At 38.7% G+C, this 12,201-nt stretch carries 9 protein-coding genes and 1 pseudogene; 4 read left to right on the forward strand and 6 right to left on the reverse strand.

Features of this window, described 5'->3' with window-relative positions:
• Positions 1 to 117 precede the first annotated feature (117 nt).
• From AB2N10_RS11945 to argC, 4 genes are read right to left on the reverse strand one after another with little or no spacing between them, the layout of a single operon-like run.
• The gene (locus AB2N10_RS11945) at positions 118 to 1,323 is read right to left on the reverse strand and encodes an argininosuccinate synthase (RefSeq protein WP_369433892.1); all 1,206 of its coding nucleotides are present in this window, start codon (positions 1,321 to 1,323) and stop codon (positions 118 to 120) included.
• Positions 1,324 to 1,327: 4 nt separating this feature from the next.
• Positions 1,328 to 2,239, reverse strand: a complete 912-nt coding sequence (locus AB2N10_RS11950) for an ornithine carbamoyltransferase (RefSeq protein ID WP_354622612.1) — start codon at positions 2,237 to 2,239, stop codon at positions 1,328 to 1,330.
• An 11-nt stretch (positions 2,240 to 2,250) separates the two neighbouring features.
• Positions 2,251 to 3,039, reverse strand: a complete 789-nt coding sequence (gene argB, locus AB2N10_RS11955) for an acetylglutamate kinase (protein WP_369433893.1) — start codon at positions 3,037 to 3,039, stop codon at positions 2,251 to 2,253.
• Between the two features lie 14 nt (positions 3,040 to 3,053).
• Positions 3,054 to 4,067, reverse strand: a complete 1,014-nt coding sequence (gene argC / locus AB2N10_RS11960) for an N-acetyl-gamma-glutamyl-phosphate reductase (protein WP_354623457.1) — start codon at positions 4,065 to 4,067, stop codon at positions 3,054 to 3,056.
• Positions 4,068 to 4,457: 390 nt separating this feature from the next.
• Here argC and AB2N10_RS11965 point away from each other — a divergent pair, with 390 nt between their 5' ends.
• From AB2N10_RS11965 to tusA, 4 genes are all read left to right on the forward strand, one after another.
• Positions 4,458 to 5,597 carry a HAMP domain-containing protein gene (locus tag AB2N10_RS11965; protein WP_369433894.1) on the forward strand — a complete coding sequence of 380 codons (1,140 nt, stop codon included), beginning with the start codon at positions 4,458 to 4,460 and terminating at the stop codon, positions 5,595 to 5,597.
• A 323-nt stretch (positions 5,598 to 5,920) separates the two neighbouring features.
• The gene (argE, locus tag AB2N10_RS11970; RefSeq protein WP_354622615.1) at positions 5,921 to 7,069 is read left to right on the forward strand and encodes an acetylornithine deacetylase; all 1,149 of its coding nucleotides are present in this window, start codon (positions 5,921 to 5,923) and stop codon (positions 7,067 to 7,069) included.
• Between the two features lie 137 nt (positions 7,070 to 7,206).
• The gene (gene ppc / locus AB2N10_RS11975; RefSeq protein WP_354622616.1) at positions 7,207 to 9,849 is read left to right on the forward strand and encodes a phosphoenolpyruvate carboxylase; all 2,643 of its coding nucleotides are present in this window, start codon (positions 7,207 to 7,209) and stop codon (positions 9,847 to 9,849) included.
• 78 nt (positions 9,850 to 9,927) lie between these two features.
• The gene (tusA, locus tag AB2N10_RS11980) at positions 9,928 to 10,164 is read left to right on the forward strand and encodes a sulfurtransferase TusA (RefSeq protein WP_354622617.1); all 237 of its coding nucleotides are present in this window, start codon (positions 9,928 to 9,930) and stop codon (positions 10,162 to 10,164) included.
• A gap of 38 nt (positions 10,165 to 10,202) precedes the next feature.
• Here the strand turns inward: tusA and galU are convergent, their stop codons facing one another.
• Both galU and galE read right to left on the reverse strand, forming a co-directional pair.
• A complete protein-coding gene (galU, locus tag AB2N10_RS11985) occupies positions 10,203 to 11,027 on the reverse strand; it encodes a UTP--glucose-1-phosphate uridylyltransferase GalU (RefSeq protein WP_354622618.1) in 825 nt (274 codons plus the stop codon).
• 45 nt (positions 11,028 to 11,072) lie between these two features.
• Positions 11,073 to 12,081: pseudogene (galE, locus tag AB2N10_RS11990) on the reverse strand (UDP-glucose 4-epimerase GalE).
• Positions 12,082 to 12,201: the final 120 nt, after the last annotated feature.

Here is a 12,201-nt window from a genome sequence, read left to right on the forward strand (position 1 = left end):
TTTTTTATTTATATAGAATCTTGATTAAATCAGGTTTTAGAACCTATATAAATAGAAATTCCTGTTTGCCTATACAACAAGGTAAACAGGAATAGAATAGAAATCTAGTTGCTTAAATTATTTACTATTTAACTTACGAATACGACTAGATAGTGAATATAAACGGATAAAACCTTCGGCATGTTTTTGATCATACACGTTGTCATCACCAAATGTAGCAAACTCCTCTGAATAAAGGCTATTTGGCGAACGTTTCTGTACTGCCGTCACTTGCCCCTTATACATTTTAACAACAACTTCACCATTAACATCTTTTGCTAATGCTTCAGAAGCAGCTAGTAAAGAGCCGCATAAAGGTGTAAACCAACGACCATCATAAACTAAATGCGCAAATTCTTGCCCAACTTGATCTCGCCATTTACGTGATGGCTTGTCATGAACTAATTCATCAATGCCACGCAGTGCTGTTACCATTACGGTGCCTCCTGGTGTTTCATAACAACCTCGAGACTTCATACCAACAGTACGGTTTTCTGTAATATCAATACGACCAACACCATGAGCAGCTGCTTTTTTGTTTAATAGCATCAATGCATCGTATGGTGATAACTCAACACCATCAACAGCAGTAACACGCCCACATTCAACTTTAATGGTTAAATATTCGGGTTCATTAGGGGCATCAATCGGATCAACCGTTAACGTCCACACACCTTTACTTGGCTCATTCCACGGGTCCTCTAATTCACCGCCCTCATGAGAAATATGCCATGCGTTTGCATCTCGGCTATATATCTTAGCTGCACTCGCCGTTGTTTTAATATTACGTTCAGCAAGGTAATCAAGCAGATCTTCACGCGAAACCATATCCCATTCACGCCATGGCGCAATGACTTTTAATTCTGGCGCTAATGCTGCGAAACAACTCTCAAAACGAATTTGGTCATTACCTTTACCAGTACAACCATGGCAAACCGCATCCGCCCCAACTTTAAGTGCAACTTCCACTTGTGCTTTGGCAATAATTGGACGCGCCATCGATGTACCTAATAAATAAGTACCTTCGTATACGGCACCAGTTGCCATCGTTGGATAAATGTAGTCTTTAACAAACTCTTCTTTAAGATCTACAATATGACATTCAGAAGCACCTGATGCTATCGCTTTCTCATGTAAACCAACTAATTCTTCTGCACCTTGACCAACATCAGCACAAAAAGCAACAATTTCACAATCATCATAAGTTTCTTTTAACCATGGAATGATTGCTGAAGTATCTAGACCACCCGAATAAGCGAGTACCACTTTTTTAACTTTACTCATTTGATTATTTTCCTTTGATCAGTGTCAGCATGATAGCATTTTGAATATGCATTCTATTTTCTGCTTGGTCAAAAATCAACGAAGCAGGACCATCCATTACCTCTGATGTGATATCTAAACCACGATGGGCTGGTTGGCAATGTAATACGTGTTTAATTCCCGTTAAATTCAGTAATTCTCGGTTAATTTGGTAAGGCATAAATTTACTTTTTATTTCTGCAAGAGGAGTCGCGTCCCCCATAGATATCCAAGTGTCGCCGTATACCACATCATAACCTTTAATATCATTAATATCGTTAGTAACTCTGATACTACCGCCATTTTTGGCAGCTATCTCTTCGGCCATTTTCATTACTTGTGCATCAGGGCTATGACCAATCGGACAAACAGCTGTGACCTCTGCTCCCAATATGGCACCAGCAATAAAAAGGGAATGAGTGACATTATTGCCATCACCAATATAAGCTAATTTGACCTTAGAAACATCATCATATTGCTCAGAAATAGTTAAAAAATCTGCCATCGCCTGACACGGATGGTAAAGGTCACATAGCGAGTTAATGACCGGCACGCTCGAGTATTGTTGCATTTCAAGTAATGTATTATGATCAAAAACACGTGCAACAATACAATCAGCCCAGCGAGAAATATTAGCGGCAAAATCTTTAACATCTTCACGGCTACCCATGGCACCATTTGTTTGGTCTAAGTAGACAACATGCCCCCCTAATTTATTGACACCAATATCAAAGGTAACACGCGTTCGCAATGATTGTTTTTCAAATAACGTCACCACACTTTTGCCAGCTAATGCTTGATGATATTTAGCAGGATTTGCTTTTAACTCTTTGCCTAATGCAATCAGATCCAATGCCTGTTGCTGCGTCATTTCCATACCTGTTAATAAATCTTTCATCGCTTTACTCTCTACTTAACTACTTTTGTTCCCACGGCTTGCCCTGCAAGCAATGACACTAAATTTTCAGGATTCTTCCAACTAGCCAACATAACATAACCTAGTTTATCTGCTGCCTGTAGCGCAGCTTGCACTTTCACAACCATACCGTCTTTGATTACTTCATCGGCGATAAGTGTATCAGCTAATTGTGTATTTAGCTCAGCTATGACCTGTTTATTCTCATCCCATACGCCATCGACATCGGACAAGAATACTAATTCGGCACCAATCAATTCACATATAGCAATGGCAGCTTGATCTGCATTAACATTATATAAGCGGCCATCATCACCAATTCCAATAGATGATATAACTGGTAAATGTCCTGCAGCTAATAAGCCATTTATTAAGGTTGGGTTGTTAGCACTGCAGACACCAACGGCTCCTAGTTCAGGATCGAGCTGCGTCACTTTGCAACTAAAACCATCGGCAAGCGAAAGCCCAACCGCCGAAAGCCCAGACTGTAGCGCCTGCGCCATTAGCAATTTATTAGATGTTCCAGCTAATGCTCCGGCAACATAAGGTATTTGCTCGAAGGGCGTTATGCGTAAACCATTTTTTTTTTCACTAACGATGTTCATTTTGCGCAATACATCTTCAACAATAACGCCGCCTCCGTGCACTAATAACAAAGGACGCTGTTGATCTTGTAAATAGACGGTTAAAGCTGAAAATAAATTAGCTAAGGCCTGTTGGTTTTCAAGCACAGCACCACCCAATTTTATCAGTAATGGCTGTGTAGACAAAGGTTGAGTCATTTTTATTATTCCACTTAAATAAGAGACGTTGTCATGGCAAATCCAAAACGTATATTAATACATTGTATCGCCTGCGACGAAGCACCTTTCAATAAATTGTCAATTGCGCTAAACACGACCAGATCGTTACCATCTACAGCCCATCCCAAGTCACAAAAAGGAGTATTAACAACATTTTTTAATGCAGGATATTTACCATGAGGCATCAAACGAACAATTTCTTTATCTGCATAAGCGTCGTGATATGCTTGATCAACCTGAGCGTTGCTCACCCCTTCTTTGAGCTGCACATTGATACTTGCTAAAATACCACGCTTGAAACTACCTAAATGCGGAGTAAATACAACAGGAGTTCCTAGATGTTGATCTATTTCGGGTTTATGGCGGTGATTGAATACACCATATGGCTGTAAACTTACTTCACAAAAACTACTCGCTATACTCGCTTTTCTACCTGCGCCACTTACCCCACTGGTTGCATTAATGGTTGGTTTGCAACCTTCTTTAATTAACCCAGCTTCAAATAATGGCTTAAGTGCCGTTAACGATGCAGTGGTATAACAACCAGGTACGGCAATTAAATCTGTTTTTTTAATTGCGGCGACATTCCATTCAGCTAGACCATAAACAGCTTTATCTAACAAATCTGGGTATTGATGAGTAAATCCGTAATACTTATCATAAAAACCAGAGCTTTGGACTCGGAATGCACCGGAAAGATCGAAAACCACGGTATTTTGTTCAAGAAAAAGAGCTGCCAAATCATGACTTACTTCATGTGCAGTCGCTAAAATGACAATATCAATACCCGCACAAATAGTGGCAACATTATCACTTGCAAGCGGCTGTAATGGTAAATCAACAACACCTAGTAAGTTTCCATAAAGGTCTGATATTTTTTTTCCTTTATCGAGACTATTCTCTGAAACATATAAGCCACTTAATTCAATATATTTATGACGAGTTAAAAAAAGAGCCAATTCAGCGCCAGTATAACCACTTGCACCAACTACAATTGCTTTTAACATAGGGAGTCCCTGTTTCATCTGCTCAATAAAAATAGAGAGCCCCATTTTGGCACTCTCCGTAGTATGAAGGGCATTCTAATAAGTTCTGAGTATTTATTCAATATTTATGAATAATTATATAAATGAATTTAACCAGCACAGAGCGAAAACAGAATATTTACAAATTACCTCTATCAGGTGCAAAGTATGTGTTATTAAAAATAAAAATAAGCAAACATGTATAAATTTATTACTTTTGTTAAGTTAGCTCACAAAAAGCTATTTATTAATATAAATTGTACGCCATAACCTGCCAGTTCTTAGTAAGATGTGCAAAAAATTATTGGCAGCAACAAAAACAATAATTATATTTAGTTACATTCATTTTCATTCAAAGGGAATTCAACACAAATGTTAATCAAACAAAAATTAAGAGCCTCTACTCTTGTAACAGCAGTCAGTATGCTAGCTATGCTATTGCTAATGACCTTCGCTGCCACATCCTTTAAACAGGATATTGTCCTAACAGAAAATATCGGCAAAATTGAAACCAGCATTTGGAAATTAAGAACACACGAAAAGGACTTTTTAGTCAGTAAAAAAAATGAATATTATGAAACCTTCAACAACGAAATATTGGCATTACAAACACAAATCAACAAATTGGATTATGACCTGAGAAACATTAACCGCTCAAGTGAAGAACCGTTGCGATTAGGTAAATTACTCAATGAATACCAAAATATCTTCATTGAAGTATTTAATACACAAAAACGTATAGGATTTGATTCACAAAGTGGTTTCTATGGTCAACTTAGAGAGACAGCACATACGGCAGAGGTCGAGATTGGTGACTCAGTGATGTTTCATAAAATGATGCTGAATGTTCGCAACAGTGAAAAAAATTACATGCTACTGCTTGACGATAAATATATCGATATCTTTACTGAAGACTTTGATAACTTTTATGCTGACGTGAAAAAAAGTTACTTAGTAACACCGCAAAAAAATGCGATTTTAAGTGCCCTTGATGCATATAAAAATGCGTTTATGTCATTAATAGCAGCACAACAACAATTAGGTTATAACGACAACGATGGTTTACGAAAAAAATTAAATGAAACAGTATCAAAAATTAGCATAGTGCAAGCAAGTCTAGTAACAACAATTAATGATGTGATCACTGATTATATAGATTCCATGAAACAGATGACCTATATCTTGCTTGCCGTTGCTTTATTTATTTCAATGATTGTTACTTGGTTTATTTCTCATAGTATTATGGGTGCAATTTTGCACATTAAAAACTCAATTATAAAAATATCAGAGACCAATGATTTAACGATATCCGTTTCAACAAAGAGTAATGATGAACTTGCTGATATGGCAAAGGCATTTAACTATATGGTTTCTAATTTCCAGCGTTTATTAGCATCAGTAAAAAAATCAGAGGCAACCTCTGCCGATAGCAAAAAAATATTAGAAGAAAATCCTCTTTGGGCAGATTTTATCTATGATGAATTACTTGAAGGCTCTAAAGATAAAAAATAAATAGCACCTTTTACTCTATTATTCACTACGCCTGTGAATAATAGAGTCCTCAACCATATTAAACTTATTCCTCTTAATAATTTACTCTACCACTACGCTTATCTATTTTTTATATTGAGAATAAAGGTGTATATTTACTATAAAATAATACGTGAAGATCTCATACCAATCCGCATAACATTGAAGTCATCGCTTGTTGAAGTAAAAATTTATTTTTTTAACCAACAAGATAGACCTGATAATGATACAGATTGATATAATCAAGCATTGCTTGAAAATTGATTATTTACCCTCTCTTTCTCATACCCTACTGAAGGTGTTATATGTCATTACCATCATTTATTAATCTCTACCAAGATCTTATCGCAATCCCATCAATTAGCTCGACAGACTCTGCTTGGGATCAAAGCAATTTACCCGTTATTAACCAACTTGCGACTTGGTTAGCTGAACTTGGTTTTAAAAATGAGATACGTGAAGTAGAGGCAGCCCCTGGAAAATATAATTTAATTGCGACGTTTGGTGAAGGTAAAGGAGGGTTATTACTAGCTGGACATACCGATACAGTACCATATGACGCGGGTCAATGGTCTACAGATCCCTTCAAGGTTGTTGAAAAAGATAATCGCTTATACGGTTTAGGGACTATCGATATGAAAGGATTCTTTGCCTTTGTTATTGAAGTACTTAAAGGCATTGACCTACATAAATTAGATAAACCATTATACATATTAGCGACAGCCGATGAAGAAACAACCATGTCTGGGGCACAAGCTATCGCTGAGCAAAAAGCAATCAAACCCGATTACGCTATCATTGGTGAACCAACAGGATTAACTCCAGTTGTTATGCATAAAGGCCATATGTCTGAAGGAATTCGCATAACCGGACGTAGCGGCCACAGCTCAGATCCAGACAAAGGATTAAATGCAATTGAAATTATGTATCTAGTGATTGGTGAATTAAAAAAACTACAGCAAAAATTTAAAGAAAAATATAACAATGAACACTTTGCGGTTCCTTATCCAACGCTTAATTTTGGCGCAATACACGGAGGCGATAGCCCCAACCGTATTTGTGGCTGCTGTGATTTGCATATTGATATGCGACCAATTCCCGGCGTTAGCACCAATGAACTTTTTATTAGTGTAAAACAAGCACTATCGGAAGTTGAAAAGCGTTATCCGAACTGTGTTGATATTTATCATATGCACGAACCAATCCCTTCATACCAATGCCCAATGCATTCAGATTTAATTGATCAGGCTCAGATTTACACGGGAAAGCAAGCTCAAAGTGTCAATTACTGCACTGAAGCACCCTTTATAGAACAACTTGGCTGCGACACCATTGTTTTAGGCCCTGGACATATCGCACAAGCACATCAACCCAATGAATACTTAGACTTAGCTTTTGTTAAACCAACCCAAGAGGTTATTGAAAAATTAATTCATCGCTATTGCCGTAATTGAGTTTCAGAATCATTATTTATTATCAAAGAACAGTAAACTTTTATGGACAAATATTGACTGTGTAGCACGTTGTGTTAATTTATCCCACTATTGAGGATGAAATAATGTAATTTTATTACAGGGCATAAAGGGGTTGTATGACAGAGCAATACGCAAATTTACGCAGTAATGTTGGTTTATTAGGACAATTACTCGGCAAAAGTATCAGTGACCATTTAGGTGATGAGTTTCTTGAAAAAATAGAATATATTCGTCAGCTATCTAAGTCTTCTCGCGCAGGCAATCAGGAAGATGGTAAGGAATTAGTCACAGTACTGGCAAATCTTTCCGATGAAGAGTTAGTGCCCGTTGCACGTGCTTTTACTCATTTTTTAAATCTAGCGAATATCGCCGAACAGTTCCATGGCATTTCTCGCCAGTGTGACAGTGGTGTCTGTGCGCCAGATCCTATGCAAACTCTTATTGCTAAATTAAAAAATGCTAATGTTTCTCAAGAAACAATGCAACAGGCAGTCTCCGATTTACAAATGAATATGGTGCTAACTGCTCACCCGACAGAAATAACACGTCGTACTTTAATTAGTAAACATATTGCCATTAACGAATGTTTAAGTTTATTAGAAATAACTGAAATATCAGATAAAGAACGAGAGCAATTACTAAATCGCCTAGAACAATTAATTACCCAAGCTTGGCATACCAACGATATTCGTAAGAATCGTCCGACCCCCGTTGATGAAGCAAAATGGGGTTTCGCTGTGATAGAGAACAGCTTATGGGATGCGGTTCCTCAATATGTTCGAGAGCTAGAAAGTAAACTCCAAAATGAGCTAGGTTTATCTCTACCAATAGATTCCTCTCCAATTCAGTTTACTTCTTGGATGGGGGGAGACAGAGATGGGAACCCATTTGTTACAGCAAAGGTAACACAGGAAGTGCTATTAACTAGCCGTTGGGTGGCAGTCAGCCTATACCTCCAAGATATAAAACAACTTACCACAGAACTATCTATGGATAAGTGCGATGAAAATTTACGCACAACCGTTGGCGATGATACCGATGAACCATATCGTTATATTTTACGTAAATTACGCGCAGACTTAAAAGAGACATTAACCTCTCTCAGTGCACAATTACAAGGGTTAAATACCAACGCACAAGATATCGTAACCCGAACAGAACAGATAAAAGAGCCGCTCGAGCTCTGTTATCACTCACTTAAAAATGTCGGATTGCATTCAATTGCCAATGGATTAATTTTAGATATCCTACGTCGCATAGCCTGCTTTGGTATTAATTTGGTTAAGCTCGATATACGCCAAGATGGCGAACGTCATGGTAATACATTAGCGGAATTAACTCGTTACTTAGGATTAGGTGATTATAACGCTTGGAGTGAAGCGGATAAACAAGCCTTTTTATTACAAGAGCTAAATAGTAAACGGCCATTAATACCTGCATCGTGGCAGCCATCTGCAGAGGTTCAAGAGGTCCTAGATACTTGCAAAGTTATTGCACAAACGGATCAACAAGCGCTTGGTATTTACATCATATCAATGGCACGACAAGCCTCAGACGTACTATCTGTCCAGCTATTATTAAAAGAAGTGGGCTGCCCATTCCGCATTCCCGTTGCGCCATTATTTGAAACACTTGATGATTTAAATAATGCTGCGGATGTTATTTCACGCCTTTTTGCCGTAGATTGGTACCGTGGTTATATCAATGGCGAGCAACACGTTATGATTGGCTACTCAGATTCAGCAAAAGATGCAGGAGTGATGGCGGCGAACTGGGCTCAATACACCGCACAGGAAGCATTAGTAAAAATCAGTGCAGAAAATGATATTAAGCTGGTTCTATTCCATGGTCGTGGCGGTACAATTGGACGCGGTGGAGCTCCAGCACACCAAGCGCTGTTATCACAACCACCAGGCTCCTTAAAGGGTGGGTTACGGGTAACCGAACAAGGAGAAATGATCCGCTTTAAATTCGGCTTACCAAAAGTAGCAATACAGAGCTTAAACCTTTATACATCCGCTATTTTAGAAGCTAATTTATTGCCACCACCGGCACCAAAACAAGAGTGGCGCGATATAATGGAGCGATTTTCTGAGGAATCATGTCAAGAGTATCGTCACTTTATTCAAGATGAGCCTCAATTTGTTCCCTATTTCCGTAGCGTCACCCCAGAACAAGAATTGGGTAAACTTGCGCTTGGCAGTCGTCCTGCAAAGCGTAAACCAAATGGTGGCATTGAAAGTTTACGTGCTATTCCTTGGATTTTTGCTTGGAGTCAAAACCGATTAATGTTGCCAGCATGGTTAGGCGCAGGCACGCCACTTAAGAAGTTTCTTGATGAAGGTAAAAAAGAACTGATCCGAGATATGTATCAACACTGGCCTTTCTTCCATACCCGTTTAGAGATGCTTGAAATGGTCTTTATGAAGGCAGATGAAGAGTTAACACAATTCTATGAAGAGCGCCTGGTACCAGAAGATCTATGGCCGTTAGGTCAACGCCTACGCGAAAACTTGGTATTAACACGTAACACTGTGTTAGAGGCTATTCCTGACCACATGTTAATGCAGGAACAACCTTGGATTAAAGAGTCAATATCACTCCGCAATCCTTATGTTGACCCACTCAATATGTTACAGGCCGAGTTACTTTCCCGTTTCCGCAGTCACAACGAACAAAATGAAGTATGTCCGGTTGTTGACCAAGCGTTAATGGTAACTATTGCAGGTATTGCGGCAGGTTTGCGCAATACAGGCTAATTCAATCAAGTAAAATAATTATTAACCTCACGCTATTGGTGGGGTTAATATTTTTAACACAAACAATAAATGAAAACGATGAATGAAGAGCAGCCGAAAATACTAGATACGCTTGGACTACGTTGCCCAGAGCCTGTCATGTTACTTCGTAAAACGGTTCGGAAAATGCAGCAAGGCGATTTATTACTTGTCATTGCTGATGATCCAGCAACGACTAGAGATATTCCTAGTTTTTGCCGCTTTATGGATCACACATTAGTGAAAATAGAAACACAAGATATACCTTATCGATACCTCATTCGCAAGGGAGCTTGAGCACAAGACTCAAGCATTCGATCTTTATTAAAAAACGGTTAGTCTTTATATATATTTTCATATACATAATTGGTTGCCTCAATAAAACCCGGCACACTACCACAGTCAAAACGCTTTCCTTTAAATTTATATGCCAACACACAGCCTCTTTTCGCTTGCGTTAATAATGCATCGGTAATTTGAATTTCACCATTTTTCCCGGGAGGTGTATCTTCAATAATATCAAAGATGTCTGGGGTCAATATATAACGCCCAATAATAGCAAGATTACTCGGAGCAGTACCCGGTGCTGGTTTCTCAACCATATCATCAACACGATAAATATCGTCTTTGATCATTTCACCTTTAATCACACCATATTTATGAATTTCACTCTCAGGGACTTCTTCAACGGCAATAATCGTACAACGAAATTGGTTATACAGACCGACCATCTGTTTAAGTACCCCTTCTTGCTCATTCACACAAAGGTCATCGGCCAATACGACAGCAAATGGTTCATCGCCAACAAGCTCTTTACCGATCAAAATAGCATGACCAAGACCACGCATTTCTCGTTGACGAATAAAAGAGAAGCTCGCTTTATCCATAATCGCGCGAATATCTTTTAACTTCTCTTCCTTTGGCGTACCACTAATTTCGCGCTCTAATTCATAATTCAGGTCAAAATGGTCCATTAATGAGTGCTTACCACGCCCAGTAACAATGCACATTCCTGTCATACCTGCTTCTAATGCTTCATCGACACCAAATTCGATCAAAGGTTTATTGACAACCGGCATCATCTCTTTCGGCATAGATTTAGTAGCGGGCAAAAAGCGAGTTCCATACCCAGCGGCTGGAAATAAACATTTTTTTATCATATAACCTCAATTATCAATAGAATTTAAAAACGTAAAAATGGTTTTTTAATAACCATTTGGATTGTTAGATTGCCATCGCCATGTATCTTGCATCATATCACTCAAGCTGCGTTGTGCTTGCCAACTCAGCTCTGACATTGCTTTATCAGGTGCCGCATAACAAGCGGCAATATCTCCCTCGCGACGAGGTGCAATATGATAAGCGACCTGCTTTTCGCTAGCTTGCTCAAATGCATTGATCATATCGAAAACCGAATACCCCTTACCGGTTCCTAGATTATAGATAAAGACACCCGTATCTTGATTTAATTTATCTAAAGCACGCAGATGCCCAAGAGCAAGATCCACGACATGGATATAATCACGCACCCCAGTCCCGTCCTTTGTCTCATAATCATTACCAAACACGGCAAGTGACTTTAATTTACCAACGGCAACTTGCGCAATATAGGGTAATAAATTATTTGGAATACCATTGGGATCTTCACCAATTAAGCCTGAAATATGTGCCCCCACAGGATTAAAATAGCGGAGTATAGCAAATCGCCAACGTGGATCTGATTTAGCGACATCCTGAAGTACCATTTCAACCATCAATTTCGAGCTACCATAGGGATTAGTCGTCCCCCCTACCGGCGCATTTTCACTAATAGGTAAAGTAGCGGGATCACCATAGACAGTAGCAGAGGAGCTAAATACCAATTTAAAACACCGGCTGTTGCCATCGCATCTAACAGTGTTAAGGTGCCTTGAACATTATTTTGATAATAAGAAACGGGCTTAGCAACGGATTCTCCCACGGCCTTTAAACCAGCAAAATGGATCACCGCATCAATATCGTGTTCGCTAAATATAGAGTCGAGGAATTTTTAATCTAAGATATCACCTTGATAAAAAAGCGCTTGTTTACCGGTAATTTTAGCTACTCTGTGTAACGACTCTAGTGAAGAATTACACAGATTATCAACAACAACAACCTCTTCACCTGCTTGCAATAACTCCAAAACGGTATGCAACCAATATATCCTGCACCACCTGTAACTAAAAAAGCCATACACCCTCAACTCACGAGAAATCAATATTCAATTATCAAGTACAGAGCCTTTAATATCAAGCCATTATCATTTGCACAGTTCAAATAAGGTCGAAAATGAGGCTCAACACAAAGGAGAAA

Source organism: Psychromonas sp. MME1 (assembly GCF_041080865.1).
In the GTDB taxonomy this organism is placed as follows: Bacteria; Pseudomonadota; Gammaproteobacteria; order Enterobacterales; family Psychromonadaceae; genus Psychromonas.

Bases quoted from the DNA above. Each gene is read 5' to 3' on its own strand.
- tusA (WP_354622617.1), top strand. From the start codon at position 9,928: ATGAATGAAGAGCAGCCGAAAATACTAGATACGCTTGGACTACGTTGC.
- AB2N10_RS11945 (WP_369433892.1), bottom strand. From the start codon at position 1,323: ATGAGTAAAGTTAAAAAAGTGGTACTCGCTTATTCGGGTGGTCTAGAT.
- ppc (WP_354622616.1), top strand. From the start codon at position 7,207: ATGACAGAGCAATACGCAAATTTACGCAGTAATGTTGGTTTATTAGGA.
- AB2N10_RS11950 (WP_354622612.1), bottom strand. From the start codon at position 2,239: ATGAAAGATTTATTAACAGGTATGGAAATGACGCAGCAACAGGCATTG.
- AB2N10_RS11965 (WP_369433894.1), top strand. From the start codon at position 4,458: ATGTTAATCAAACAAAAATTAAGAGCCTCTACTCTTGTAACAGCAGTC.
- argE (WP_354622615.1), top strand. From the start codon at position 5,921: ATGTCATTACCATCATTTATTAATCTCTACCAAGATCTTATCGCAATC.
- argC (WP_354623457.1), bottom strand. From the start codon at position 4,067: ATGTTAAAAGCAATTGTAGTTGGTGCAAGTGGTTATACTGGCGCTGAA.
- argB (WP_369433893.1), bottom strand. From the start codon at position 3,039: ATGACTCAACCTTTGTCTACACAGCCATTACTGATAAAATTGGGTGGT.
- galU (WP_354622618.1), bottom strand. From the start codon at position 11,027: ATGATAAAAAAATGTTTATTTCCAGCCGCTGGGTATGGAACTCGCTTT.